Origin of the sequence: Nisaea denitrificans DSM 18348 (assembly GCF_000426505.1) — a bacterium.
GTDB lineage: Bacteria > Pseudomonadota > Alphaproteobacteria > Thalassobaculales > Thalassobaculaceae > Nisaea > Nisaea denitrificans.
Map to the genome: position 1 here is coordinate 113,652 of NZ_AUFM01000022.1, position 26,888 is coordinate 140,539.

Annotated in this window: 25 protein-coding genes and 1 rRNA gene; 13 read left to right on the forward strand and 13 right to left on the reverse strand. The window is 61.2% G+C overall.

Annotated elements, in window-relative coordinates; all coding sequences use genetic code 11:
* The first annotated feature begins 136 nt into the window (after positions 1 to 136).
* Genes K328_RS0116970 through K328_RS0116980 form a run of 3 tightly spaced genes read left to right on the forward strand, consistent with a single transcriptional unit; the run spans position 137 to position 3,112 of the window.
* On the forward strand, positions 137 to 979 hold the full coding sequence (locus tag K328_RS0116970) for a carbohydrate ABC transporter permease (RefSeq protein WP_028466995.1): 843 nt from the start codon (positions 137 to 139) through the stop codon (positions 977 to 979).
* Positions 969 to 1,811, forward strand: a complete 843-nt coding sequence (locus K328_RS0116975) for a carbohydrate ABC transporter permease (protein ID WP_036554764.1) — start codon at positions 969 to 971, stop codon at positions 1,809 to 1,811. The genes K328_RS0116970 and K328_RS0116975 overlap by 11 nt, the downstream gene beginning before the upstream one ends.
* An 11-nt stretch (positions 1,812 to 1,822) precedes the next feature.
* Positions 1,823 to 3,112 carry an ABC transporter substrate-binding protein gene (locus tag K328_RS0116980; RefSeq protein WP_028466997.1) on the forward strand — a complete coding sequence of 430 codons (1,290 nt, stop codon included), beginning with the start codon at positions 1,823 to 1,825 and terminating at the stop codon, positions 3,110 to 3,112.
* Between the two features lie 82 nt (positions 3,113 to 3,194).
* Here K328_RS0116980 and K328_RS0116985 read toward each other — a convergent pair whose 3' ends face one another.
* Positions 3,195 to 3,602 carry a RidA family protein gene (locus tag K328_RS0116985; protein ID WP_028466998.1) on the reverse strand — a complete coding sequence of 136 codons (408 nt, stop codon included), beginning with the start codon at positions 3,600 to 3,602 and terminating at the stop codon, positions 3,195 to 3,197.
* A 75-nt stretch (positions 3,603 to 3,677) separates the two neighbouring features.
* On the opposite strand from K328_RS0116985, the gene K328_RS0116990 reads away from it, so the two are divergent.
* The gene (locus K328_RS0116990; RefSeq protein WP_028466999.1) at positions 3,678 to 4,244 is read left to right on the forward strand and encodes a TetR/AcrR family transcriptional regulator; all 567 of its coding nucleotides are present in this window, start codon (positions 3,678 to 3,680) and stop codon (positions 4,242 to 4,244) included.
* Between the two features lie 7 nt (positions 4,245 to 4,251).
* On the opposite strand, the gene K328_RS24565 is transcribed toward K328_RS0116990, so the two are convergent.
* The 5 genes from K328_RS24565 to ectA form a co-directional block, all read right to left on the reverse strand.
* The gene (locus tag K328_RS24565) at positions 4,252 to 5,295 is read right to left on the reverse strand and encodes an ABC transporter ATP-binding protein (protein ID WP_051285022.1); all 1,044 of its coding nucleotides are present in this window, start codon (positions 5,293 to 5,295) and stop codon (positions 4,252 to 4,254) included.
* Between the two features lie 117 nt (positions 5,296 to 5,412).
* Positions 5,413 to 6,867 (reverse strand): aspartate kinase, encoded by a 1,455-nt coding sequence (locus tag K328_RS0117000; RefSeq protein WP_028467000.1) that lies wholly within the window; start codon positions 6,865 to 6,867, stop codon positions 5,413 to 5,415.
* Positions 6,868 to 6,923: 56 nt separating this feature from the next.
* Entirely contained in the window at positions 6,924 to 7,310 is a 387-nt protein-coding gene (locus K328_RS0117005) for an ectoine synthase (protein ID WP_028467001.1), read from the reverse strand.
* 45 nt (positions 7,311 to 7,355) lie between these two features.
* Positions 7,356 to 8,630: a diaminobutyrate--2-oxoglutarate transaminase gene (gene ectB, locus K328_RS0117010; RefSeq protein WP_028467002.1), complete on the reverse strand. Its 1,275-nt coding sequence runs from the start codon at positions 8,628 to 8,630 to the stop codon at positions 7,356 to 7,358.
* A 68-nt stretch (positions 8,631 to 8,698) separates the two neighbouring features.
* The gene (gene ectA, locus K328_RS0117015; protein WP_205620695.1) at positions 8,699 to 9,199 is read right to left on the reverse strand and encodes a diaminobutyrate acetyltransferase; all 501 of its coding nucleotides are present in this window, start codon (positions 9,197 to 9,199) and stop codon (positions 8,699 to 8,701) included.
* 342 nt (positions 9,200 to 9,541) lie between these two features.
* On the opposite strand from ectA, the gene K328_RS0117020 reads away from it, so the two are divergent.
* From K328_RS0117020 to K328_RS0117045, 6 genes are all read left to right on the forward strand, one after another.
* Complete coding sequence (locus tag K328_RS0117020; RefSeq protein ID WP_028467004.1) at positions 9,542 to 10,021, forward strand: MarR family winged helix-turn-helix transcriptional regulator; 480 nt, start codon at positions 9,542 to 9,544, stop codon at positions 10,019 to 10,021.
* 304 nt (positions 10,022 to 10,325) lie between these two features.
* Positions 10,326 to 11,285: a phosphate/phosphite/phosphonate ABC transporter substrate-binding protein gene (phnD, locus tag K328_RS0117025; RefSeq protein ID WP_028467005.1), complete on the forward strand. Its 960-nt coding sequence runs from the start codon at positions 10,326 to 10,328 to the stop codon at positions 11,283 to 11,285.
* Between the two features lie 68 nt (positions 11,286 to 11,353).
* On the forward strand, positions 11,354 to 12,199 hold the full coding sequence (gene phnC / locus K328_RS0117030; protein ID WP_028467006.1) for a phosphonate ABC transporter ATP-binding protein: 846 nt from the start codon (positions 11,354 to 11,356) through the stop codon (positions 12,197 to 12,199).
* A complete protein-coding gene (gene phnE / locus K328_RS0117035; RefSeq protein ID WP_028467007.1) occupies positions 12,196 to 13,008 on the forward strand; it encodes a phosphonate ABC transporter, permease protein PhnE in 813 nt (270 codons plus the stop codon). Before phnC ends, phnE (K328_RS0117035) begins: the two co-directional genes overlap by 4 nt.
* Positions 13,008 to 13,832 carry a phosphonate ABC transporter, permease protein PhnE gene (gene phnE / locus K328_RS0117040; RefSeq protein ID WP_036554766.1) on the forward strand — a complete coding sequence of 275 codons (825 nt, stop codon included), beginning with the start codon at positions 13,008 to 13,010 and terminating at the stop codon, positions 13,830 to 13,832. The genes phnE (K328_RS0117035) and phnE (K328_RS0117040) overlap by 1 nt, the downstream gene beginning before the upstream one ends.
* 42 nt (positions 13,833 to 13,874) lie before the next feature.
* Positions 13,875 to 15,515: a Na/Pi cotransporter family protein gene (locus tag K328_RS0117045; RefSeq protein ID WP_028467009.1), complete on the forward strand. Its 1,641-nt coding sequence runs from the start codon at positions 13,875 to 13,877 to the stop codon at positions 15,513 to 15,515.
* A gap of 7 nt (positions 15,516 to 15,522) precedes the next feature.
* Here K328_RS0117045 and K328_RS0117050 read toward each other — a convergent pair whose 3' ends face one another.
* Genes K328_RS0117050 through bcoG form a run of 5 tightly spaced genes read right to left on the reverse strand, consistent with a single transcriptional unit; the run spans position 15,523 to position 21,863 of the window.
* Positions 15,523 to 16,308: a carnitinyl-CoA dehydratase gene (locus K328_RS0117050; RefSeq protein WP_028467010.1), complete on the reverse strand. Its 786-nt coding sequence runs from the start codon at positions 16,306 to 16,308 to the stop codon at positions 15,523 to 15,525.
* Positions 16,301 to 18,349 (reverse strand): acetate--CoA ligase family protein, encoded by a 2,049-nt coding sequence (locus K328_RS0117055; RefSeq protein ID WP_028467011.1) that lies wholly within the window; start codon positions 18,347 to 18,349, stop codon positions 16,301 to 16,303. The genes K328_RS0117050 and K328_RS0117055 overlap by 8 nt, the downstream gene beginning before the upstream one ends.
* Before the next feature lie 6 nt (positions 18,350 to 18,355).
* Entirely contained in the window at positions 18,356 to 19,516 is a 1,161-nt protein-coding gene (locus tag K328_RS0117060; RefSeq protein WP_028467012.1) for an acyl-CoA dehydrogenase family protein, read from the reverse strand.
* Positions 19,516 to 20,958 (reverse strand): carnitine 3-dehydrogenase, encoded by a 1,443-nt coding sequence (locus K328_RS0117065; RefSeq protein ID WP_028467013.1) that lies wholly within the window; start codon positions 20,956 to 20,958, stop codon positions 19,516 to 19,518. Before K328_RS0117065 ends, K328_RS0117060 begins: the two co-directional genes overlap by 1 nt.
* Positions 20,955 to 21,863 (reverse strand): 3-dehydrocarnitine:acetyl-CoA trimethylamine transferase BcoG, encoded by a 909-nt coding sequence (bcoG, locus tag K328_RS0117070; protein WP_028467014.1) that lies wholly within the window; start codon positions 21,861 to 21,863, stop codon positions 20,955 to 20,957. The genes K328_RS0117065 and bcoG overlap by 4 nt, the downstream gene beginning before the upstream one ends.
* A gap of 84 nt (positions 21,864 to 21,947) precedes the next feature.
* Here bcoG and K328_RS0117075 point away from each other — a divergent pair, with 84 nt between their 5' ends.
* From K328_RS0117075 to K328_RS0117085, 3 genes are all read left to right on the forward strand, one after another.
* Entirely contained in the window at positions 21,948 to 22,889 is a 942-nt protein-coding gene (locus K328_RS0117075) for a GlxA family transcriptional regulator (protein WP_028467015.1), read from the forward strand.
* A gap of 185 nt (positions 22,890 to 23,074) precedes the next feature.
* Positions 23,075 to 23,608, forward strand: coding sequence for a PAS domain-containing protein (locus K328_RS0117080; protein WP_028467016.1), 534 nt, complete (start codon positions 23,075 to 23,077; stop codon positions 23,606 to 23,608).
* Positions 23,609 to 24,760: a methyl-accepting chemotaxis protein gene (locus tag K328_RS0117085; protein WP_028467017.1), complete on the forward strand. Its 1,152-nt coding sequence runs from the start codon at positions 23,609 to 23,611 to the stop codon at positions 24,758 to 24,760.
* Positions 24,761 to 24,819: 59 nt separating this feature from the next.
* Here the strand turns inward: K328_RS0117085 and K328_RS25970 are convergent, their stop codons facing one another.
* Both K328_RS25970 and rrf read right to left on the reverse strand, forming a co-directional pair.
* A complete protein-coding gene (locus K328_RS25970; protein ID WP_169721224.1) occupies positions 24,820 to 26,478 on the reverse strand; it encodes a Na/Pi symporter in 1,659 nt (552 codons plus the stop codon).
* Positions 26,479 to 26,620: 142 nt separating this feature from the next.
* Positions 26,621 to 26,735: ribosomal RNA gene (gene rrf / locus K328_RS0117095) — 5S ribosomal RNA — on the reverse strand.
* Positions 26,736 to 26,888 lie beyond the last annotated feature (153 nt).

A 26,888-nucleotide genomic window follows, 5' to 3' on the forward strand; every position in this document is an offset into this window, starting at 1 on the left:
TGTTCACATGGCGGTGACACGACTGTTCGAACGAGGGTGATACCCACTCCTCCTCACGTGACGAGGAGTGTTGAGAGCTGTGAACAAGCCCACCCGAGAAACGCCGAGGTCCTTCAGATCGGCACGGCCGTATCTATTGCTGCTGCCAGCGTTTCTGTGTCTCGCCGCCTTCACCTACTGGCCGATGCTGCAGGTCCTGCTGGCCTCGCTCACGGACAAGAAGCGGGTCGGTGACATCGGCGCTTTCGCCGGCGCGGAAAACTATGTCCGGATCTTCCAGGACGCACATTTTCTCGGCGCTCTGGCGAACAACGTGCTCTATGCCGCCGGCACGGTGATGCCGAGCGTGCTGTTCGGCTTTCTGTTCGCGCTGGCCCTGCGGGAGACGACGAACCTCTCGGCCGTCCTGCGCTCCATCCTGTTCTTCCCGACGCTGGTGCCGCTGGTCGGCGCGGCGGCGATCTTCATTTTCGTCTTCATGCCGGATATCGGCCTGCTCGATTATTACCTCGCCAAACTCGGCATCTCCGCCACCAACTGGCTCGGCAACCCGGATCTCGCGCTGGTCTCCCTGATGGCGCTCACGACCTGGAAGAATGCGGGCTACTACATGCTGTTCTTCCTCGCCGGATTGCAGGCTGTGCCGCAGGACGCGGAGGAAGCGGCGAAGATCGAGGGCGCGAACTGGCTGCAGCGGCTCTACTTCGTAATCATCCCGATGCTCGGGCCGACCTTCGCCTTCGTTTTGGTTATCGCCCTGATCAGCGCGGTCAGCCAGATCGACCATGTCATCGTCATGACCGACGGCGGGCCGAACAATTCGACCAATCTGCTGCTCTACTACATCTACCAGCAGGCCCATGAATTCTACGATCTGGGCAAGGCGACCGCGGCCACCGTCGTCACCCTGATCGCCCTCTTGACGCTCTCGTTTCTGTCGCTGCGCACCGTCGAACGCAAGGTGCATTATGAAACCTGATCTGAAGAAATGGGCCACTCCCGGCGCCCTGCTCGCCGCCGCCATGTGTGCCGTGGTCTTCCTCTGGTCGACGCCGTTTCTCTGGATGCTGATCGCCAGCTTCCGGCCGGACCCTGGTGGCGGGCTCGGCATGGCCTCACTTGTCCCGGATTTTGTCCCAACGCTGCAAAGCTACCGATACGCCATCGAGGACGGTTACTGGCCGCTCTGGTTCCTGAACTCGACCATCTTGGTTACCGGCACGCTGGTGGTGCAACTCGTCACCATCAGTCTCGCGGGCTATGCCTTCGCGCGGATTACTTTCCCCGGCAAGGAAGCGATCTTCTACATATTCCTGCTGCAGCTGATGCTGGCGCCGCCGGTGCTGATCGTGCCGAACCTGACAACGCTGGTGCATCTCGGCCTCTATGACAGCCTGATCGGCGTCATGGCACCCTATTGGGGCTCGGCCTTCGGCACCTTCCTGATGCGCCAGACCTTCCGCACCATCCCGAAGGATTTCGAGGAAGCCGCGATCATCGACGGCGCCTCCTGGTGGCAAGTGCTGCGCCATGTGCTGATCCCGCTCTCGCTGCCCGGGCTCACCGCCTTTTCCATCGTTTCGGTGGTCTATCACTGGAACGAATTTCTCTGGCCCCTGATGGTTATCAACGATCCGGACAAGATGGTTCTGACCGTGGGCCTCGTCAGCTTCGCGCAAGGCGCGGAGGGAGCGTCGGACTGGGGGCTTATCGCCGCCGGGACGCTCTTCATCATGGCGCCGCTGTTCATCGCCTTCACGGCGTTCCAGCGGCAATTCGTCAACAGTTTCATGTCATCCGGCGTGAAATAAGGAGCTTAACGATGTTCATCAGGTCTGCGGTTGGCGCGCTCTGCGCCGGTCTCATCGCCTCGTCCGCCGTTGCGGCCGAGCGTATCGAATTCATGTTCCCCGCCCCGGTCCAGGGCAAGCTGTCCCGCGAAATGCAGAAGCTGGTGAAGGAATTCAATTCCTCACAGGACGGCGTCGAAGTCGTCGGTGTCTTTACCGGCAGCTATGACGACACCAAGGTGAAATCCCAGGCCGCCGCCGAAGCGGGCAAGCCGCCGGCAGTGGTGCTGATGAGCGCCAACTTTGCCACCGAACTGGCGATGAACGACCTGATCGTTCCGATGAAGGAGCTGGCGGGCGGCACCGACCTCGACGGCCTGATGCAGGAATTCTGGCCGGCCGTGCGTCCGAACGCCTATTTCAACGGCGACGTCTATTCCATCCCGTTCCAGAACTCGACCCCGATCCTTTATTACAACAAGGAGCACTTCGCCGAAGCCGGCATCACCAAGGCACCAGAAACCTGGGCCGAATGGGTCGATGCAGCGAAGAAGCTGACCAAGCCGGAAGGCGAGCGTTGGGGCATCATGATGCCGTCCAACTACGACTATAACGGCTGGCTGGTGCAGGCGCTGACCATGGCCAATGGCGGTCAGTTCTACAACACTGTCTATCCCGGCGAGATCTTCTACGACCACGCCTCCACGCAGGGCGCTCTGAAGTTCTGGCGCGACTTCGCGCATCAGCACAAGGCGATGCCGACGGGCGTGACCAACTCCAAGCAGGTTTCCACCTCCTTCTTCTCCGGCAAGGCCTCGATGATCGTGCTCTCCACCGGCGCGCTCACCTTCGTCCGCGACAATGCGAAGTTCGACTATGACGTCGCCTTCATGCCGCGCAACATCCGCAACTCGGTTCCGATCGGCGGCGCCTCGCTGGTCTCTTTCAAAGGCACCACCGACGCCCAGAAAAAGGGTGCGTGGGAATTCATCTCCTGGCTGACTTCGCCTGAGAAAATCGGCCACTGGTCCCGCTTCACCGGTTACTTCGCTCCGCGCCAGACCGCCTACGATCTGCCGGAAATGAAGAAGTTCACCGCCGAGCACCCGGACGCGCTGCGCGCTGTCGAGCAGCTCGCCTATGCCGGTCCGTGGATCGCGACCTACAACACCGTCGCCGTCCGCAAGGCCGTCGAGGACGAAATGCAGGCCCTTCTGTCCGACCCGGAACTGACCTTCCGCGAAGCCGCTACCCGGGCACAGAAGAACGCCGACGCCGTGCTGGCTCCGTACGCGGAACAGACCGCGCTGACGCTGAAATAAGCGCTGCCAATATTCAACGGAAAAGCCCCGCTGTCGCCAGCGGGGCTTTTTCTTGTCTGGATAGCAGTTCCTCCGGCTGAGATCAGTCCGGCAGGCGGACCGTCATTTCCATCTCGACCTGCAGGTCCGGGGCAGCCAGGGCCGCGACGCCAACACCGGTAACACTCGGCTGCGCGCCTTCGAATGTCGCGATAAAGGGCGGCATCACCTCCTCCAGCCGCTCGGGCGTCAGATTCACCAGATAGACGCGTGCGATCACGACGTCCTGCGGTGTGGCGCCAATCGCGTCCAACGCAGCCTTTGCGTTGATCGAAACGATCTCCATCTGCTCGCTCAGGCTTTCGGGAACCGGCTCACCATTCGGGCGCCAGGCAACCTGACCAGAAATGAAGGCTATGCGGCCCGGCTCGGCGATCGAGATCTGCGAATATCCCATCTCCCCTGCATCGGGCAGAGACGGAGGGTTCAATCTGGTGATGGATTGCGTCATAACTTGCTCCGGTTTCGATAGAGGTTTTACTGCGATTGCGCATTTAATCTCTACATATGTAGAGGACAATTTTCAATGCAAAAACCCGCGCGTCGTGATGCCATTCTGAATGGGGTGATCGACCTGCTCGCCAGCAAGGGCCTGGAAGGCGTCACGCATCGCGCGGTCGATGAGGTTGCGGGCCTGCCGCAAGGCTCCTCGTCCTACTATTTCCCCAAGAAGGCTTCGCTCCTCGTCGCTGCCTCACAGCATCTTGCGGAGCTTCTGGCAAAGGACTGCGACGAGCTTCAGGTCGGCTTCGCGGAGATCGCGGCGAAGGACGGCATGGACGCGGCGGTCCGGTATGTCGCGGAGGAAGTCGTCAGTTATGCCGACAACTCCCGGAACCTGTTTCTGGCCCGGATCGAGCTCACCATGGCCTCAGCCCGCCGCGAGGATCTGGCAGATGTTGGCGCCCAGTTGACCGCGGCGGCGCGGCGGCCGATCGAGTTCTTCCTGAGACTGATCTCGGATGGCCGGGCCGATGTCCCGATCGAGACATGCGCCGGGCTGATCGACGGGATCGGGCTGATGCATGCCACCGGCCAGGGTCCGAAGCCCACCACCGAACAGGTCGCAGCGGTGTTTAGGTCTATATTGTAGGGGCCACTCAGCCAGCAGCCACAGGCCGCGCCACTCCATCCGCCGCAAACAGATGTGCATCTCCGAGATCGAACCCGATCTCTATCTCATCCCCCTCAGCGGGCCGGACACAGTCACGCTGTTTCAGGCAGGCGCGCTGGCCGTCGAAAGCGACATGAACCAGCGCCTCGCCACCGAGCGGTTCAACAAGCTCCACCCGCGCGCGCCATTGCACAGGCAGCGGCCCCTCGCTCTGGCAAAGGCGCAGGCGATCCGGCCGGATGCCGATCTCGGACGCGCCGTCCGCGAGCCGTCCCGCGTCGGCTTCCCGCAGCCAGTCCGCCGGAAAGAAATTCATCACCGGCGCGCCGATGAAGCCCGCGACGAACTTGTTCGCCGGGTTTGAGTAAAGCTCATCAGGGGTGCCGACCTGCTGGATCTCGCCGCCGTTCAGCACCACGATCCTGTCCGCCATGGTCATGGCCTCGACCTGATCGTGCGTCACATAGATCGTGGTCACGCCGAGCCGGCTCTGCAGGGCCTTGATTTCAGTGCGCATGTGATTGCGGAGCTGGGCGTCGAGGTTGGAAAGCGGCTCATCCATCAGGAAGACCTCGGGATGCCGGATGATCGCCCGGCCCATCGCCACCCGCTGACGCTGGCCGCCGGAGAGGGCGCGTGGCTTGCGCTCCAGCAGGGCGCCAAGACCGAGCAGCTCCGCCGTCTCACGCACCGCCGCATCGCGCTCGGCGCGCGGCACACCCTTCAGGCGCAGGCCGAAGCCGATATTCTGGGCCACGTTCATATGCGGATAAAGGGCGTAATTCTGGAACACCATGGAGATATTCCGATCCTTCGGCGGCACATCGGTAACGTCCGTCTCGCCGATGAAGATCCGGCCGGCGGAGACCGTCTCAAGCCCGGCCATCATCCGGAGCAGGGTCGTCTTGCCGCAGCCGGACGGGCCGACATAAACCACGAACTCGCCATCGGCGATTTCCAGATCGAGGCTCTTGATGACCTCGACATCGCCGAAATTTTTCGACACACCCTGATAGCGAATTCCGCTCATCGGCCACTCCCGGTTTCGAAGTGATCTTTCTAGCGAAAACAGACTACAGGCGTATGAAGGTAAAAAGGCCGGCCCATGATCGGGCCGGCCTTTGCCGTAATATCTCTATCGGTGCTTTCAGGCGGCGGCGCGTTCAGCCGCGGTATCCGTATCGGTTTCAACCAGCGCCGCATGCAGAGCTGCGATGGCCGTCTCGAACTGGCTCTCTTCCAGGATGAACATCATGTCCACCTTGCGGGACAGGCGGTGCACACCGAGCAACTCGATGCCGGCTTCCGTCAATGCCACAAGCGCCGTTGCGTCGAGCCCCGGCACCGACATGTCGCTGCCGATGGCCGAGACGATGGCGACGTTCCGGGTGGAGATTTCCGCCGTCGGGAAGGCTGCGCCGAGATCCGCGATCACCCGCTTCACGGCCTTGCGCGAGCCGGCCAGGAAGTGGGTAATGGTATTGGCGTTCGAGCTCTTGGTGACGATGCGGACATTGTGCCGCTTCAACGCCTCAAGAATACCGGTGTCATAGCCTTTGACGCCGACCATTTCCTGCTCGAAGAACTCAAGCGCATGCACGTCCTTCAGACCGGTGACGATCTCGACACGCGGCTCTTCAGAGACATAGTCGCCTTCGAACATGGTGCCCGGATCGGCCGGATCGAACGTGTTCCGGACCCGCAGCGGGATACCCGCCTGGCGAAGCCCCTTGGCCGCGTTCGGATGCACCGCTTCCATGCCCATGTTGGAGAGCTGATCCGCCACATCGTAGTTGGTGTGACCGATAGTCCGGACCTTGCCTTCGCCGACCAGCTTCGGATCGGCGCTGGAAAGATGGAACTCCTTGTGGATCACGGCTTCCCTTGCTTCCGTCACCACCGCAAGGCGGGAGAACGTCACCTCGGTATAACCACGGTCGAACCGGCGCACCATGCCTTCGCGGCAATGGGCGTAGCCCGTCACGACCGGCAGCTCGCGGGCGAAGTCGATCCCTTCCAGCGCGCCGGAGATCCGCTCGTCCAGTGTCGGGTCGCTTTCGTCGCGCCAGCCGGTCAGATCGACAAAGACGGCATTGATGCCGTTATCCTTCAGCAGCAGGGTCGTGTTGAAAGCGCTGTGCGCTTCGCCGAGCCCGGCCAGCATTTCCCGCACCGTCTCCATATGGTGGTCCAGCCGGAAATGGCCGTGGGTACAAAGTCGCTGCAGATCGAGCAGACAGTTGCGCACGCCCTCAACCCGGTCGCGGACGAAACCATCGGCCAGACGGCGTGAGGCCGGGTCGGCCAGCACGTCCGCATTCTTGGCGATCATTTCGTCGGCAAGCTCGGTCAGCGAGTCGCCCCAGGCCCAGTCGGACTCGGAGCCCGCATAATGCGCGAAAACGCCAGGCGCCCCGGTCTTCTTGTATTCCAGCAACCGGTCGGTCATCCCGGCATAGGCCGAGACCACGAAGATGCGGTTGTAGGGATCCGCTTCCACATGGCTGCGCAGAAATACGTTATTCAGGACCACGTCGGTATTGGCAATCGACGTGCCGCCGATCTTCTCCACCGTATGGCGCTGTGCGATTGGCTCTAGCATCTTTACTCCGTTGGCATTGTTCGCGCGCAGTCGGCGCGGCCCGATCAGGCCGCGTCCTAGACATCAGCGGCGTAGGCGCCGGTCTCGTCATGCACTTCGCGGCCGGATACCGGCGGATTGAAGCAGCAAGCCACAACCATGCCTTCCGGGCCGCCCCTCAGGACATGCCGGTCATGCAGGTTCAGGGCGTACATGGTCCCCACCTTGATCTCGTGGGTCTCGTTCTTGGCAACATCGGTGATGGATCCGCCGCCGGAGACGCAATAGACGGACTCGAAATGGTTCTTGTATTCGAACGTGTGCTCGCTGTTCGGGAAAATGGTGGTGATGTGGAAGCTGAAGCCCATCTTGTCGTCCTTCAGCAGCATGCGAACGCTTTCCCAACCTTCCGTCACAACATGGCGGTCGGTGTCGCGGCATTCGTCATAGGTACGGACAATCATCTTTAACTCTCGTTTATTCAGGTTTTTTGAAATCGGATCAGGAGATCAGGCTGCTTTGGATTGCCGAGCCTTGATCACGCTATCGGCAGCGTTGGCCATAATGTCGAGGCCCTGCTCAAAAAGTCCAACATCGATGCTCAGCGGCGCCAGCACCTTGACCACTTCGCCAAAGGCGCCGGAGGTCTCGATGATCAGGCCGTTCTCGAAACATTCCCGGCAGATCTCGTCCGCCAGCTCGCCGGAGCCGACATCGACGCCGCGGAACATGCCACGGCCCTTGACCTTGCCGCCGGTCTTGATGGCGATTTTCTTGAGCCGCTCTTCCAGCAACTCCGCTTTTGCCTCGACCTTCTGGGAAAAGCTCGCGTCGGACCAGAATTTCTCCAGGGTGACCCGGGCCGTGACGAAGGCGTGATTGTTGCCCCGGAACGTGCCGTTGTGCTCAGCCGGCGACCAGATATCGAGATCCGGACGCAGCAGCACCATGGCAAAAGGCAGGCCCATGCCGGAGAGCGACTTCGCCATGGTCACGATGTCCGGCGCGATGCCCATCTTCTCGAATGAGAAGAAGGTGCCGGTCCGGCCGCAACCAGCCTGGATATCATCGATGATCAGCAATGAGCCGAGCTCCCGGGCCAGTCGTTCGACGCCTTGCAGCCATTCGGCGCTGGCATCGTTCAGACCGCCCTCGCCCTGGACTGTTTCCAGGATAAAAGCTGCCGGCGCCTCGAAACCGCTGGACGGATTCCGATACATTTCCTCAAGCACCTTGAGGGAGTCGATACCATTGCCGAGAGCGCCCTCGTACGGCATGCGGTCGACACCATCGAGCGGGCGGGACGCGCCCTTGCGATGATAGCCGTTGCCGGTGCAGGCAAGCGCACCGAGCGTCACGCCGTGGAAGCCGTTGGTGAAAGCAACGATCCGGTCACGCCCGGTGACCTTCCGTGCGAGCTTCAATGCCGCTTCGACGGCATTGGCGCCGGTCGGACCGGTGAATTGCAGCCGATAATCCATCTCGCGCGGCTGCAGGATGATCCGGTCGAACGCCTCCAGGAAGGCGCCCTTGGCTTCGGTATGGAAATCGAGACCGTGCGTGATCCCGTCGCTGGTGATGTAGTCGACCAGCGCCTGCTTCATGTCCTCGTCATTATGCCCGTAATTCAGGGATGAGCAGCCGGCCAGGAAGTCGATATAGGTCTTGCCGTCCGCGCCGGTGATTTCCGCGCCGGAGGCACTGGTAAAGGTCGTCGGAAAGCTGCGGCAGTAGCTGCGCACGTTCGATTCGACATTCTCGTAAATGGAGAGATCCGTTGTCATTGTCGGCTCCTTGTAGCCTGATATTTTTTTTGCTGGGCGAGCGCCGGGAGAAGGCACGGCAGCGGCGATCAGGCCGCGCTGGCGTAGCGTTCGCGCTCGATTGGCCCGATGCGGACCAGATGTTCCGTCGCGTGCTCACCGTCGAAATGCTGATCGCGCCGGAAATGGGGATTGTGATTGAGATCGCCTTCGATCTCCCCGGCAATCGACCGGAAGAGAGCCCAGGACGCTTCGTTGTCCTTGGTAATCGTGCTCTCCATATGGGTGACGTCTTCGCAGGCGCCCCGCTTCAGCAGGTCGCGCAGCATGGCTTTCGCAAGCCCTCGTCCGCGCGCCTGGGGAGCAACCGCGACCTGCCAGACAAACAGGGTTCCGGACTTGGCGGGCGGAAGATAGGCCGATACCCAGCCGATCACGTCCCCGTCCAACTCCGCAACCACGCAGGTCTCCGCGAAATGCGTGCACTGCAGGAGGTTGCAGTACATGGAATTATCGTCGAGTGCGTCCAGGTCACCTATCAGGTTCCACACTGACGCACCGTCCGTCGATGTCGGACGACGAAAGGTCACACCATTTTTTCGGCCCGCCTTATGGCGGGATCCGTCTTTAGAGATCTCGATCTTCATAGCCACCCCTCTTGAGTAGGTGGCCGTTATTTAGTTAGTCTAACTAATTTTGTCAACGACAGAGAAATGTCGCAAATAAGACATTTCTGTTTCTCCTACGCTTTTAATCAATTTTTTTGCCGAATGTCGGGCCAAACCAGAATGTCGTAATCAGAGCTTATTATGCCTAACAATCGAAACAAGCGGGGCAAAAGAGGGAAATATTTATTTAGCCTATAAAACTAAAACAATTTCTCGCTATCCCTCGCTCGGTTCATAGTCGGGCCGCGAGTTTTCGGAGACACTATGGACCACCAGTCACAACACGCCCTCGTGGTGCTGCGCCGCATATTGCGGGCAACGGAAAACCGGGCCCGGGCGCTCTCCCGTGAATCGGGGCTCACGGCCTCTCAGCTGCTTTTGCTGCAAACCCTCGCCGACGAGGTCGAGTGCACGGCAGGGACAATTGCGTCCCGGCTGGGGATAACCCAGGCCACAACCACATCTCTGGTCCACAAACTGGAGACCAAAGGGTTGGTCGTAAAAAAGCGCGGCCATACAGACCGGCGGCAGGTTTGGCTCAGCTTGAGCGATAACGGCCGAACCGTCCTTGAAGAAGCGCCCGACGATCTTCAGGAGCTCTTCCGAAGCCGTTTCGACAAGCTTGAGAATTGGGAGCAAATGATGCTGGTGGCCAGCCTTGAGCGGGTCGCAGCGATGCTCGACGCGGAGGAAATCGACGCCGCGCCAGTGCTGGATATCGGCGCCCTCGATCGCGAGGCCTGACAGCCAGCGCCAACAAAGACCGTCCGCAACCGTATCTGGAAGCGGCCATATCAGGGAACGACGGCGACGATTCGCGTTTGCCGCAAAGACGTGCTTGCCCTGAATCGGGGCGAACGTGCGAACGAAAACTTTCACGCACCGCTCCAAGGCACATTGAAACTACTTGATAGCCATACGGTTCCGCTCGACAATTCGCTCATTCTGACGAAAGGTTCGCTTTCGAACGAAAGTCTATATCTTCAAATGAAACTACCCTTCCGATAAAGGAAGGGCTCAAACGGAAAAAACAGGGAGGTTACCCGTTATGGATAGACGCGGGATTATCGGTTTTGCAGCCGCAGCTTTCGGCGCCGTGACCATGGGATGGTCGGGCATGTCTTTCGCCCTCGATGCGCGGTTCCAGGACAAGAATGGCGATCTGGTCGCCGATACGCCGACCGATCCGAGCCAGCAGGTTGATCCAAGCACCCTCATCTTCGCCTATACGCCGGTCGAAGATCCGGCCGTTTATGCCAAGGTGTGGGACGGCTTCCTGCGCCATATGGAAGACGTGACCGGCAAGAAGGTCCAGTTTTTCCCGGTTCAGTCCAACGCTGCCCAGATTGAAGCCATGCGCGCCGGCCGCCTGCATGTCGCGGGCTTCAACACCGGCTCCAACCCGCTCGCCGTGAACTGCGCCGGTTTCGTCTCCTTCGCCATGATGGCGTCGAAGGACGGTAACTTCGGCTACAACATGGAAATCATCACCTATCCGGGCAGCGGTATTGAGAAGGTCGAGGATATCAAGGGCAAGAAGATGGCCTTCACCTCGCAGACCTCGAACTCCGGCTTCAAGGCACCCTCCGCCATCCTGAAAGCCGACTACAATATGATTCCGGAGCGCGATTTCGAGCCGGTCTTCTCCGGCAAGCACGACAATTCCATTCTCGGCGTTGCCAACAAGGATTACCCGGCTGCCGCCATCGCCAACTCCGTATGGCACCGCATGGTCGCCCGCGACGTGATCAAGCAGGATCAGGTTGTCTCGATCTACAAGTCGCAGACCTTCCCGACCACCGGCTTCGGCTATGCCTATAACCTGAAGCCGGAACTGCAGGAAAAGATCAAGGAAGCGTTCTTCAGCTTCAACTGGGAAGGCTCGGCTCTTAAAGAAGAGTTCAAGCGCTCCGGTGAAGAGCAGTTCATCCCGATCACCTACAAGGAATACTGGGACGTGATCCGGAAGATCGACACGGCCAACGGCGTTTCCTACGCCTGCAAGTAATCCACCCGATTGAACCTGACAGGCGATCGCTCCAAGCGATCGCCAAAATGAGTTGAGGAGCGCCCTTAATGTTGCGACTTGAAGGTCTGTCAAAAGTCTATGGGACAGGCGATCGGGCGCTCACCGACGTGAGTTTCACGGTCGAGCCCGGTCAGGTCGTTGGCCTGATCGGGCCATCGGGAGCCGGCAAATCCACGCTGATACGGTGCATCAACCGGCTGGTTGAGCCATCGGCAGGGAAAATTTCTCTGGGCGATCTGGATATCACGCAACTGAGCCGCGGCGGCCTGCGTCAGGCCCGGCGGCGGATCGGTATGATCTTCCAGGAATACGCCCTGGTCGAACGCCTCACCGTCATGGAGAACGTGCTTTCCGGACGGCTCGGTTATGTCGGTTTCTGGCGCAGCTTCTTTCGCAAATTCCCGCCGAAATCCGTCGAGAACGCCTACCGCCTGCTGGACCGCGTCGGTCTGAGCGATCATGTGAACAAGCGAGCCGATGCCCTGTCCGGCGGCCAGCGCCAGCGCGTCGGCATTGCCCGGGCGCTCGAGCAGGATCCGGACCTGCTACTGATCGACGAGCCGACAGCCTCGCTCGATCCGAAAACCTCACGCCAGATCATGCGTCTCATTATCGAGATCTGCGACGAGCGCGGCCTGCCCGCCATCATCAACATTCATGACGTGGCTCTCGCTCAGCAATTCGTGCAACGCATCATCGGCCTGCAGGGCGGCAAAGTCGTCTTCGACGGCAGCCCGGATGAGCTGGATGCGGACGTGCTGACCCGGATCTACGGTGAAGAAGACTGGTCCGCAACGATCCGCAAGGTCGACGAGGATGCTGAAGGCACAGAAGACAGTGCCGAGGAAATTGCCGCAGCACTCGACCGCGAACGTCTTGCGGGGCTGACATGACGACGGCCACCGCACCCGCCTTTCCGACCACCTGGTCGCGTCCCCCCTTCATCAAGCGCGCCTGGCTGCGCTGGACGCTCTATCTCGGCGCGCTGCTCTACATGATCCTCGCCGTAGGCTCGGTCGAGGTCAACTGGATGCGCGTCTGGGAAGGTCTCGACCGCGGCCTCCGCTTCATTCAGGGCTTCCTCCTGCCTGACTTCACCAGCCGCTGGGAAGACATCCTGATCGGCATGGAAGAAAGCCTGACGATGGCTGTCACCTCGACCGTGGCCGGCGTCGCTATCTCGGTCCCGATCGGGATCGGTGCCGCCCGCAACATCGCCCCCTTACCTGTCTATGCGATCTGCCGGGCCATCATTGCCCTGTCCCGCAGCTTTCAGGAAATCATCATCGCTATTCTATTCGTCGCGATGTTCGGCTTCGGGCCCTTTGCCGGGTTCCTGACCCTGTCCTTCGCCACGATCGGCTTCCTCGCCAAACTGCTGGCCGAGGATATCGAAGATATCGACGAGAGCCAGGCCGAGGCCGTCCGTGCAACCGGCGCCGGCTGGTGGCAGATCGTGACCTACGCGATCCAGCCACAGGTCATGCCGCGCCTGATCGGGCTCAGCCTCTATCGCCTGGACATCAATTTCCGCGAGTCCGCCGTCATCGGCATTGTCGGGGCCGGCGGTGTCGGCGCCACGCTGAATACGGCGATGGACCGCTACGAATACGACTCCGCCGCCGCAATCCTGATCCTGATCATCCTGATCGTGATGGCGGCTGAATATTCATCAGGCTACGTGCGGAAATGGCTCCAGTGATGACAGATACTTCATCCGAACAAGTGACGTCCGGGCCGGTCTGGCGCAAACGCACGACCAAGCAGGAGCTTGCTCTCTGGCTGGGTTGGCTGGCATTGGCCGCTTTCTTCATATTCTGCTGGCAGATTATGACGAAGACCACGATTTGGGCCTTCGTCTATGACGCTCCGCGTCAAGCGCTGGATATCGGATCGCGGATGGTCCCGCCGCGCTGGGAGTACCTTCCCAACCTGCTGGAGCCGCTCTGGGACACCATCGCGATTGCCACGCTCGGCACCCTGCTGGCGTTATTCATGGCCGTCCCCGTTGCCTTTCTCGCTGCCCGCAACACCACGCCCAGCACCCGCTTCATTCGGCCCGTCGCCCTGCTGATCATTGTATCCAGCCGCTCGATCAACTCCTTGATCTGGGCCCTGTTGCTGGTGGCAATCATTGGCCCTGGCGTGATGGCCGGGATCGTCGCCATCGCCTTCCGGTCCATCGGTTTCGTTGCGAAGCTTCTGTATGAAGCCATCGAGGAAATCGACGCGACCCAGGTCGAGGCTGTTTCCGCCACCGGGGCCAGCAAGGCGCAGATCATGGATTACGCGGTCGTGCCGCAAATCCTTCCCGCCTTCGCCGGGATCACTGTGTTCCGCTGGGACATCAATATTCGGGAATCAACAGTTCTCGGGCTGGTCGGGGCCGGCGGGCTCGGACTGCGACTGCAAGAGTCGCTGAATGTCCTTGCTTGGCCCCAGGTGACCATAATCTTCATCCTGATCCTGATCACGGTGCTGGTCAGCGAGTGGGTGTCGGCCAAAGTGCGGCACGCAATTATCTAGCAGCGTTATCAAACAGCGCCCGGCCGAGGCGCGGACAGGCCCATGGAACTACTGATCAACATTGCTGGCGGAGTCGCCCTGCTTCTTTGGGGCGTCCGCATGGTGCGTACGGGAGTGACACGGGCCTTCGGCTCCGGGATTCGCCGAGGTGTCTCAGCGGCCACACGGAACCGGTTCAGCTCGTTCTTCACCGGCCTCGGCGTCACAACCATCCTGCAGAGCAGCACGGCAACGGCCCTGATCGTGGGGTCGTTCGGCGGCCGCAGGATGATTGCCGTTCCTGCCGGCCTGGCTCTCATGCTCGGCGCGGATGTCGGCAGCACCATCGTTGTTCAGGTTCTGGCCTTCGACGTCTCCTGGATGTCGCCGGTCTTCCTGTTCATCGGCGTCACCGCCTTCCTCTCGTCGGAGAACTCCCGCCGCCGGGCGATCGCGCGGTTTTTCATCGGCCTCGGCCTGATGCTGCTGGCGATCAAGATGGTCATGCTGGCATCGGTTCCACTGCGCGAGGGGCCGACTGTGTCCCTCCTGCTTGCCCCGCTGCAGAGCGAGCCGCTGCTGGCGATCCTGTTCGCTGCGCTATTGACCTGGATCGCCCATTCGAGCCTGACCGTGGTTGTCCTGATCATGACGATGGTTTCGCTTGGCGTGATGGAGATACATCTGGCCATCGCGATGGTGCTCGGCGCGAATATCGGCAGCGCCATCACCCCCGTGGCGATGAACTGGGGCTCTGATCCCGCTGCCCGCAGAGTGCCTGTCGGCAATCTCCTGATGCGCGCAACCGGGGTCATTCTGACCTTCGGTTTCATCCCCTGGATCGTGCCGTATTTTGCGGACTTTTCAGTCGATTCAGCGCACCTGATCGCCAACGTCCATACCGGCTTCAACCTCGTGGTCGCCATAATCTTCCTGCCGTTCGTCGGCTGGGTGGCGCGTCTCGTCGTCCGCATCCTGCCGGACCGGGCCGGGCCGGACGACATCCTCGCCCCTAAGCATCTGGAAGAGGAAAGCCTCGACACGCCGTCAGTGGCGCTTTCCGCCGCCGCCCGGGAAACCCTTAGGATGGGCGACACCGTCGAATACATGCTGTCCCGGACCATGGACGTGCTGCGCAACGGCACCCTCGACCAGATCAAGGAGATCGAGCGCGAGGACGACATCGTCGACTCCCTGCACGAAGCCGTGAAGATCTATCTGACCAAACTATCCCGGCAGGAGCTGGATCCGGCGGAAAGCCGCCGCGTTGTCGAGATCCTGACTTTCACCACGAATCTCGAGCATATCGGCGACATCATCGACAAGAACCTGCTGGAACTTGCGGCCAAGAAGCTGAAGGACGGCAGCGTCTTCTCCAAGGACGGGCTGGAGGAGCTGGAGGCACTGCACAGCGACGTGCTGTCCAACCTCAAGCTGGCTCTCAGCATCTTCATGACCGGAGATGCGCGTCTCGCCAGACGCCTGATGGAACAGAAAGTCCATATCCGCGAGCTGGAGCAGAAATACTCAGAAGCGCACTACAATCGCATCCGCGATGGCAAGACGGAGTCGCTGAACAGCTCTTCCCTGCATCTCGACGTGCTGCGGGACCTGAAACGGATCAACAGCCACATCACCTCGGTCGCCTATCCGATCCTGGAATCCACAGGCCAGATCGCAGAAAGCCGTCTGCGGGACGAATAGAGCCGCGTCAGCGCCCCTTCCAGACCGGATCCCGGCCTTCGGCGAAGGCGGTATAGCCTTCCCGGTTATCTTCCGATGAATAGAGCCGGTCGACGGTCTCGAACTGGCGCTTGGTGATCCGGTTCATCGCGTCCTGGAAGGTCATGTCCTCGGCCTCGCGGACGATCTCCTTGATGGCGGAAAAGACCAGCGGTGGGCCTGAGGCGAGATGATTTGCGAGCGCCCGCGCCTCGTCCATCAGGGACGCGCCCGGATAGACATGGTTCACCAGGCCCCAGCGCGCGGCCTCCTCGACCTCAATCCAGCGCCCGGTGAACAACATTTCCATGGCGATGTGATAGGGAATGCGCTTCGGCAGCTTCACCGTCGCCGCGTCAGCCACGGTACCGGAGCGGATCTCCGGCAGCGCGAAGGTCGCGTGATCGGCGGCGAGGATGATGTCGGCGGAGAGAGCGAGCTCCAGCCCGCCGCCGCAGCAGATCCCGTTCACCGCCGCGATCACCGGTTTGTTCAAGCCGCGCAGTTCCTGCAACCCGCCAAAACCGCCAACGCCGTAATCTCCGTCGACCTCATCCCCGGCGGCAGCAGCCTTCAGATCCCATCCCGGGCAGAAGAACTTCTCACCCGCGCCGGTGACGATGCAGACCCGCAGCTCCGGATCGTCCCGAAAGGCGGCGAAGGTATCCCCCATGATCCGGCTGGTCGCGAGATCGATGGCATTGGCCTTCGGCCGGTCCAGCGTCACTTCCAGCACATGGCCATCGCGCCGGGTCTTGATCGGGCCTTCACTCATTGTCGTCTCCCATCCTGATCAGGGCATCCACTGCAACCGCGCCCTCGGGCAAGCAGAGCAGCGGGTTGATTTCCACTTCGCTGACCCGCCCGTCATGGGAGGCCACAAAATCCTGCACAGCCCGCACAGCGGCGACAATCGCCACCCTGTCCGCAGGCGGCGCTCCGCGATATCCAGCGAGCAACGGCGCGATCCGGAGCCTGTCCAGCGCCGCCTCGATCTCCGCATCAGAGGCGGGCAGCAGCAGCATCGCACTGTCCTTCAATATCTCCGTCTGCACGCCGCCGGCGGCAAGCGTCAGAACATAACCATGCGCCGGATCCAGCGTCACGCCGACCAGCAACTCGGCAACCGCACCCGAGACCATCTGCTCGACAAGGAACTGCTCCGTCGGCATGGCGCAGGCCGCTACACGCACATCTTCCGCACTTGCGAGCCCTATCCGGACCGCCCCCGCCTCGGTCTTGTGCGCGATCCCGATACCTTTCAGCACCAGGGGAAAACCGATTTCGCCGACGGCCGCCGCCGCACTTTCCGCATTAGACGCCTCGATACTTTTCGGCACGCAAAGGCCGTGACGAGCCAGAGCGTCTTTCGCCTCCCGCTCCGCATAAGTGCGCAGATTTCCCGGCGTCCCGGGAAGAAGCAGCGGCTCGGAAGGCGAGCGATCCGCCCCAAGCCAGGCCGCGGCAGCGATCGCGGTCAGAGCCTCATCCATGCCGGTGAAAGGCACAATACCGAGATCGAACAGGGTTTCCGCCACCTTTTCCGGAAGGTTCTCCGGCAGGGACGCGAGGATCGCCATCGGCTTTCCGCTGTTCGCCATTGTCTTGTGGACAGCGCGGATCACCTGATCCCATTCGGCGGCGCCGCCGAGCTCAACCTTTGGAAAGTCGAGCACAACGATCCCGAGCGCAAGACCGCTGCCCTGCATCATGGCGGTAAAGGTCTTCTCGACCGCCGCTTCGTCGCCCCAGATATAGGTGTGGTAGTCGAGCGGATTGGCGAGCGTCACTTTCGGGCCGAGCGCACCGGCAAGATCCGAGCGCTGCGCGTCTTGCAGCTGCGGATAGACGACGCCCCGCGACAAGCCGGTGTCGGCCATCAGACTGGCCTCCCCGCCGGAGCAGGACATGGAAGCGATCCTGTTCGATAGCAAAGGCCCTGTCACATGCAGCAGTTTCAGGGTCTCCAGCAGGGCCGGAAGGCTGCGTATTTCGGCAATGCCGAGCCGCTCCAGCAGCGCCGTCGCGCCTGCATCGCTCCCCGCAAGGGAGGCGGTGTGAGAGACAGCTCCCGTCCGCGCTTCATCAGACCGGCCGACCTTGAGCGCAACGATGGGCTTGCCGAGCCTGCGCGCCTTCTCCGACAGCTCCTCGAAAGCCCTGAGATCGCCAACACCCTCGATATAAAGGCCAAGCGCAGTCACCCGTGGATCATCCAGCAGGCACATGCCGACTTCGGCGAAACCGGTCTGCGCCTGATTTCCGACGGTCACCACATAAGCCAGCGGCAGGCCACGCCGCTGCATGGTCAGATTGATGGCGATGTTGGATGACTGGGCGACGATTGCCACACCGCTTTTGGCCTGGCTCCCGCCATGCAGGTCGGGCCAGAGGGCCGCGCCGTCAAGATAGTTGATCAGCCCGTAGCAGTTCGGGCCGAGCAGGACCATGTCGCCCGCAACCTCCAGCAGCCTCTCCTGCAGGGCCGCACCGTCGCCGGTTTCCCTGTCCGCCTCGCGAAACCCGCTGGCGAAACAGACGGCGCCGCCCGCCCCCATCTCTGCCAGCTCCGCCACCGCATCGACGGTGGCGTGGCGATTGATGCCGATGAAGGTGGCGTCAGGCGCATCCGGCAGATCCGCGATCGCGGGATAGGTCGGAACGCCCGCAATCTCCCCCCGTTTCGGATGAATCGGCCAGAGCGCGCCCTCGAAGCCGATCTTGCGGCATTCGGCGACGACATTCGCACACCAGGCACCGCCCCCGATCACCGCGATGGATTGGGGCCGGAGCAGCCGTTCGAGACCTGATGACATGTGGTATCAGGCGCCCAGCGGCCGGAGGAGTTCCCGGCTGATGATGTGACGCTGGATTTCAGACGTGCCGTCCCAGATCCGCTCGACCCGGGCATCGCGCCAGAACCGTTCGATCGGGAAATCATCCATCAGCCCCATGCCGCCATAGATCTGCAATGTGGCGTCCGTGACCCGGGCCAGCATCTCCGAGGCATAGACCTTCGCGCTGGCTATCTCCCGGTTAGCCGGCAGCCCCTGATCGAGCCTCCAGGCCGACGCGAGTGTCAGCCAGTCTGCGGCATCAATCTCCGTGATCATGTCGGCGAGCTGGAAACTGATGCCCTGGAACTTGCCGATAGCCTGGCCGAACTGCTTTCGCTCGGCGGCATAGGCAAGCCCCATGTCAAAGCAGCGCCGGGCCCTGCCGACGGCCATGGTGGCGACCGTGATGCGGGTGGCGTAGAGCCATTCGTTCATCACCTCGAACCCGCCATCGACCTCGCCCAGCACCTGGGCGTCCGGCAGCCGGCAATCGTCGAATTCGAGGATCATGTTCTTGTAACCGCGATGGCTGACCGACTTGTAGCCGTCGCGGATGGTGAAGCCGGGCGTGCCCCGGTCTACAAGGAAGGTCGTGATCCGCTTTTTCGGGCCGCGCGGGGTGTCGTCCTCACCGGTCGCCACGAAGACGATGATGAAATCCGCATGATCGGCGCCGGAGATGAAATGCTTGCTGCCGTTCAGCACCCAGTCGCCGCCGTCCCGCTTCGCCGAACAGGTCATGCCGCGCACGTCAGACCCGGCCCCCGGCTCCGTCATGGCAAGCGCATCCATCCGCTCGCCCTTAACCGCCGGAGTCAGGTAACGCTCGATCTGGTCGCCCTTGCAGGCCATCAGGATATTCTGCGGACGGCCGAAGAAATGGGTCAGCGCCATGGAGCCACGGCCAAGCTCACGCTCGACCAACGCGAACTCGAGATGGCTCAACCCGCCGCCACCAACCTCTTCGGGGAAGTTCGAGGCATAGAAACCGATATCGAGGCATTTCTGCTTGATCGCCTCGGCCAGTTCCGGGCGCACCTCGCCGGTGCGTTCCACTTCGGCTTCATGTGGATAAATCTCGGTCTCGACGAACTCACGCACCGTCGAGACGATCATCTCCTGCTCTTCGCTCAGCCCGAAATGCATCAGAGCACCTCCGACGGATCCGGTTGCGGCAGCGTGGCATGAGCCGCCGCAAGGGCTTCGAGCTTTTCCAAAACGGAGGCATCCGGCACAGAGGAGCTTCGGGTGGTCAGATCCACATGGATCATGAGCTGCTCACCCGTCGCCAACTCCTCACCCGCCTCGTTCTTCATCCGGTGGAAGACGCGGTATTTCTTGCCCTTGCCTTCGAGCACCTGACTGTCGACTACAATGCGCTGACCGGCGAGGGTTTCGTTGAGGTAGCGAATGCGGCTGTCGACCGTGAAGTAGCTTTTGCCGCTATCGATATAGGCGGTATCCGCGCCGACCAGCTTCATCATCGCGTCAGCCGCGTCCGAGAAGACCTGGCCATACCGGCTTTCGTTCATGTGGCCGTTATAATCCGTCCAGTCGACGGGCACGATGCGGTCCACGGAGCGCACCAGCTCACCTTCAGCTGCCGGTTTGGCCAGCGTGCCCTCATGCACGGCAATCAACTTGCCGACGGCGGCTCCCTGCCCCTTCAGCGCCCGCATCATGGCGACGAGGTTGTTATCCCGCAGCCGTTCCAGCTCCCGGATCGACAGCGCGCCGGACTGGGCGTCGGACTGGTCCGCGATCTGTTTGACCAGATCGTCGGTCAGCTCCGGCACGTCCATCAGCTTGGTCCACGGCCATTGCAGGCACGGGCCGAACTGGGCGATGAAGTGGGCCATGCCCGCTTCGCCGCCAGCAATCCGGTATGTCTCGAACAGGCCCATCTGCGCCCAGCGCAGGCCGAAACCGTAGCGGATCGCATTGTCGATCTCTTCGGTGGTCGCGACACCGTCCTTCACCAGCCAGAGCGCCTCGCGCCAGACAGCTTCGAGGAAGCGGTCGGCGATATGGGCGTCGATCTCGGCCCGGACCCGAAGCGGGTAGCAACCAACGGAACGCAACAGGCCCTCGGCCTTCTCGATCACTCCCAAGTCCGCCCCCGGCCCCGGCACAACCTCGATCAGCGGCAGCAGATAGACCGGGTTGAACGGATGGGCGACAAAGATACGTCCCGGATTTACAGCCCCCTCACCCAGCTCCGAGGGTTTGAAGCCGGAGGTGGAAGAGCCGATCGGCGTCTGCACACCAGTGGCCGCCTCGATTTCCGCGAAGACCTTGTGTTTCAGGTCGAGCCGCTCGGGCACGCTCTCCTGGATCCAGTCAACACCGGTGACCGCATCCGCAATGGTCTCGACGTGGCTCAGCGTGCCTTCCGCCGGGAGTGCGGTCTCGTACAGCATCGGCAGGGCATGCCGGGCATTACCCAGTACTTCCGCCATTTTGCGCTCGGCTTCCGCATCCGGATCGAACAGCCGGACGTCCCAACCGTTCAGCAGGAAGCGCGCCGCCCAAGCGCCACCGATGACGCCGCCGCCGATAATGGCGGCTGTTTTGCGTGCAGCACTCATTTCGGGGCCCGCTTCACGAGGCCGAGCTTCTTGCGGACGGCATCCGGGCCGATCACGGTCGCGCCGAGATTTTCAATGATGGTGACTGCTTTCTCGACCAGCTGCGCATTGGTCGCGAGCTGTCCCTTGGCAAGCCAGAGGTTGTCCTCAAGTCCGACACGGACATTGCCGCCGGCCAGCACCGAGGCGGCAACATAGGGCATCTGGTGGCGCCCAAGGGCGAAGGCCGACCAGTTCCAGTCAGCCGGCACATTGTTGACCATTGCCATCAGTGTATTCAAATCGTCCGGCGCGCCCCACGGCACGCCCATGCAGAGCTGCACCAGGGCGGGGCTTTCCAGCACACCGTCATCGACCAGCTTCTTGGCCAGCCAGAGATGACCTGTATCGAAAGCCTCGATCTCCGGCTTCACGCCGAGCTTCGTCATCATCGAGCCCATCGCCTCGAGCATCCCAGGGGTGTTGGTCATGACGTAGTCTTTTTCGGCGAAGTTCATGGTGCCACAATCGAGCGTGCAGAGTTCCGGCCGGCACTCGGCGATATGGGCGACACGTTCCTCGGCACCGATCATGTCCGTGCCCTCGACCAGCGGCAGCGGCTGGGACGGGCTACCGAACACCAGATCGCCGCCCATGCCGGATGTCAGGTTCAACACCATGTCCACCTCGGCATCGCGAATACGGTCTGTCAGTTCGCGATAGAGCTTCAGGTCACGGGCAGGCGCACCGGTTTCGGGATCGCGCACATGGCAATGGACCACGGCCGCTCCCGCCCTGGCAGCGGCAATCGCGCTCTCGGCAATCTGTTGCGGGCTGCGCGGCACATGCGGGCTGCGGTCCTGCGTGCCTCCGGAACCGGTTACGGCACAGGTGATGAAAACCTCGCGGTTCATTTCGAGCGGCATCGCAAACTCCCATAAGCAGTCTTTCAATCGCCGCCAGCCTAGGATGCGTTGACAGAGGCCATCATGCCGTTTTAGCTCTTTATCATGCCTATTTGGATCAATCAGAGCGACGGCACCCAGGAAATCGCGGTCCTGCTGTTCAACCGCTTTTCCAACTACTGCCTCGCCAACACCGTCGAGCCGATGCGGGCCGCGAACGATGCTCTCGGCCGCATCGCCTATCGCTGGCGCCTGCTTAGCCTCGATGGCGGGCCGGTCACGTCCTCAAGCGGCATGCAGTTGATGCCCGACGGCAAACTGTCGGACATGCCCGGCGGCGATGCATTGTTCATCCTGCCAAGCTACGCCTACCGGACCTACGGCACCCCTGCCTGCCTCGACGCGCTCCGGGCGGCCGCACACCGGTTCGAGACGCTGGCCGGGCTTGATGCAGGGAGCTGGCTGCTGGCGGAGGCGGGCCTGCTGAACGGCTACAGTGCGACCATTCATTTCGACGAGTTCGAGCGCTTTTCGGAACGCTTTCCGGACGTGACCGCCGTCCGGGAGCGCTGGATCGTCGACCGGGACCGGATGAGTGCAGGCGGCGCCACAACCGCCTTTGAGCTGGTCCAGCACCTGATTGCTTCAACACACGGCGCGGCAGTCTCCATCGAGATCGCCGGTCTGTTCATGCAGGGAGACGAGAGTGCCGGCGCGCGCGGTGTGCCGACGCCAGGCGACCGCCGGGTGCAAAGGGCGCTGACAGTGATGCGGGGCAATCTGGAAACACCGTTGTCGGTTTCGGCACTGGCCCGCGCCGCCGGATGCCGGCAACGCGATCTGGAAGACCGCTTCCGCCGGGCCTTCGGAGCAACGCCGAGGACCGTCTACCGTCAGCTCCGCATGGCGGAAGCACTGCGGCTGGTGCGCGACGGCGATCTCTCGATTGCCGAGATTTCTCTACGCTGCGGCTATTCCGATCCGAGCGCTTTCACCCGCGCATTCCGCGCCACGCACGGGAAGGCTCCGCGCAATATGCAGGCCTAGAGCCCGCGCCTCAGCAAAGAGATTGCGACAAAACATCCCTCTCCATCATCTGCCTTCCATTTATTCGCCTCACCGGGTATGCATGCCGTCACATTCTGACCTTCTGACTTACCCCCTGGTTCCTTGGATTATCGGTGCCGCTCCCGACGCGGGGCGCGGCTTGCTTCAATACTGACAGGTGTTAAATGCACAATAAAAACGCGTCTCTAACCCGTGTCGAGCGATCGCTGGCACCGGATGAGTTGATCGTGACCAAGACGGATACCTCAGGAAAAATCCGTTACGCGAACCGGACATTCTACAAGTTCGCCGGTTACACGCCTGCCGAATGCATCGGCGCCCAGCACAACATCATCCGTCACCCGGAAATGCCGCGCACGGTGTTCAAACTCTTGTGGGACACCATCAAGGGCGGAGACGAGATCTTCGCCTACGTGAATAACAGGGCGAAGAACGGCGATCACTATTGGGTCCTCGCCCATGTGACCCCGAACTTTGGCGCGAACAAGTCGATCATCGGCTACCACAGCAACCGGCGCGCGCCGAACCATGTCGTGATCCGCGAGCATATCCAGCCGCTCTACACACAGCTGCTCAAGATAGAACGCAGCGCCGGCAGCCCGAAGGATGTCCTGGCAGCCGGCGAAAAGCATGTCCTCGACCTTCTCCGCTCGAAGAACATGTCATTCAACGAACTCATGTTTGCATTGGGGGTTTAGATGTTCGGATCAGCCAGCAGCAAGGACGTCAAGGCCGCCATTCCCGTCCTGAAGAAGCTCGTAAAAGGTGATTTTGATCAGCGAATTACCCAGATCTCCGGAAATTCGGAGACAGCGGAACTGCTCCACCTGGTCAACGATCTCGTCGATCGCTGCGACTCCTATCTCCGGGAATCCGCCGCCTGCATGTCCCATGTCAGCGAGAACAAGTACTATCGCAAGATCATCGAGACCGGGATGCAGGGAGACTTCCTGAATGCGTCCCGTTCAGTCAACAACGCCCTTTCCACGATCGACAAGCGCGTCCAGGACTTTTCCGGTGCGACAGCCGCTTTCGAGGCGACCGTGCAGAGCATCGTCGAGACTGTCGCGTCCGCGTCGACCGAGCTGATGTCCTCTTCGGAATCGATGCAGAATATCGCATCCGACACCAGCGAGAGAGCGACATCCGTCGCTGCGGCCGCTGAAGAAGCCTCAGTCAATGTCCAGTCCGTTGCCTCGGCCTCGGAGCAGCTTTCGTCCTCGATCACGGAAATCAGCCAGCAGGTCTCGCACGCATCCAGCGTCGCCAATGACGCCGCCGCGCTGACGGGCCAAGTAACCCAGCGCGTGGATAGTCTGGAGCAGGCTACCGCGAACATCGTCGGTGCCCTCAAGATCATCAGCGAGATCGCCGAGCAAACGAACCTGCTTGCACTCAACGCCACAATTGAAGCTGCGCGGGCCGGTGAAGCCGGCAAAGGCTTCGCCGTGGTTGCAAACGAGGTCAAGGCACTGGCCAATCAGACCAGCGGCGCAACCGAGGAAATCAACGGCTTCGTCCGGAGTATCGAGGAAGCGAGCAAACATACCATTACCGGTATTCGCGACATCTCCACCCAGGTAAACACGATCAGCGAAGCGAACGCAGCCGTTTCCGCCGCCGTGGAAGAACAGTCCGCCGCCACGCGGGAAATTGCCGGCAATATCGAGCAGGCCTCAGCTGGGACCTCCGAAGTGACGGAAAACATCACGGCCGTCACAGCATCCGCGCAGGAAACCAATCGCACGGCTCACGAGGTCAATGGCGCCGCGAGTGAGCTGTCGGTGCAGGCGGAATCGCTGAGATCCGTCGTCGGAGACTTCCTGAACAGGGTGCGGACTGTAGTGTAAATCGCGACAGAAGCAGGTGCTGGCTTGAAAGGCTGGCACCTGCTGGCACAATCGAGCTTCTACGTTCCTGCCGACGTTTCGACTGTTTCGGTATCTCTGTTCACCACGGGCGTTACAGCCTCTTCCGCTCCACCTTCTGCGCGGCTCGCCCGTTCAATTGCCCTTGCCGCCTTTGAATACTGATTACTGAACTGAGATATCGTCGTAATCCACTGCAGAGCGAGAGACACGTCGTCCATCTTTCCCTCTATCGCCGAGGCACGTTGCAGCCAGGCTCTCCTGTCTTCGCTTCGTACCTGCCGGAAAGACTTGTTCTCGGCACGACCTGACGTCGGCGAAAAAGCGGCGTCATTCGGGTTCGCATAGCGCAGAACATTGTCGAAGCGCGCCTGACTTGCAGCGGAAAGCACATCGACGCTTGTCTCCGCTTTCGCCTCACGCAACTCAGTCAAGACTGAAAGAGCCCGGAGAGCCGCGTCGTACCGGGAATGCGCCGTCACGAGATGCATCAACGACTGCGCGGCCTCGCCGGCCATCCGCGTCTGACTCAACTGGACCAGAAATTCGTCAATATTCTTCAACAGGTCCCTCAGATCATCGAGGAAACGATCAAGCCCGGCGACTTTGCCGGTTCCTGTGACCTGCCGCGCTGCCAACGCCAGGTGTTGCCCCACCAGCCGCAATTCAAGTTCGGCCGCCCTCACACCAGATTCAGGCAGGGACAGCACACTTCGGTCGAGGAAGCGCGGTTGCGAAATCATCTCGGACGAACCGGATATATGCCCGGTCAGCCATTTGGTGAGACGCGCCGATATAGGCCAGATCAGCAGCACACCGAGAATGTTGAAGCCTGTGTGGAAAATGGCGAGCGTGAACGCTGTGTCCCCGATCGCGCCAAGCCAGTCGCGCAACACTCCGATGAACCAGAGCATCGGCCCGAGCAATAGCAGGGCGGCAATACCAGTAATGATATTGAAGGCAACATGAAGCGCCGCCAGCCGCTTTGCATTGGCAGTCGCTCCAAGCGCTCCCAGTATCGCGGTCGACGTGGTACCAATATTGGCACCGACGACCAATGCCGCTCCTACTGTTTCACCGACCAGCCCCTGCGCATGAGCCGTCAGGATCAAAGCGATGGCCGCGCTTGAAGATTGCATGAGCACGGTCATGAAAATGCCGAGCAGCACCCCGTAAATCAGCCCTGGCGCCCCGACGGCACCGACGGTGAGCTTCTCAAAATCCGCTCCCAGCTCACCGAAAGCCGATTTCAGGAAACCGAGACCGAGAAACAGGATTCCAAAACCGGCAACAGCGGTCCCGAAGGCGACCATCCGCTCGTTGCGGCAGAAGATCCGGATCAGGACACCGATCCCGGTCAGAGGCAGGGCAAAAGCCTCAATCTTGAAGTTCAACCCGATCAGACTGACCAGCCACCCCGTAACCGTGGTGCCGATGTTACTGCCATAAACCAGCCACGCGGCACGCTCCAGCGTCAGCAGACCCGCATTGGCGAACCCGAGAGTGGCCATGGTAACCGCCGAAGACGATTGGACAGCGGCTGTAATACCAATACCGGCAGCAAGTCCCCTGAGGGGAGAGTCGGTAAAGCGGCGCAGCCAGGCATGCAGGGACCTGCCGGCGGCGAGCTTCAGCCCGTCGGTCATCAAAGCCATGCCGAGCAGCAACAGCCCTAATCCGCCAAGAACCAAACCAGTCACCGACATGCTCTCCCACAAATCAACCTGACAAACTTAACAACTCTACGCGGCCCTCGACGCAAAGAAAAACCCCGCGAACAACTGTTCACGGGGCTTTATCGGATCTGTTCAGAGGTTAAGATTTTTGTCTTGTTCGTAGATGACCTGGCGGCGACCTACTCTCCCACGCCTTAAGACGCAGTACCATTGGCGCGGAGGGTTTTCACGGCCGAGTTCGGAATGGGATCGGGTGCGGGCCCCTCGCCATGACCACCAGGTCATCTACGAGCAAGAATTTGTTGGTTTTCGGGTCAACCGTCGCTGCGTTGCAGCTCCGTCGTCCTCAAACCTGTTCTTTACCTTCTCCAACGACGCATGCGCGTGAGCGCCTGCGGGTGACTGGAGAAGGGTCAGAACAACGTGTGAACGTT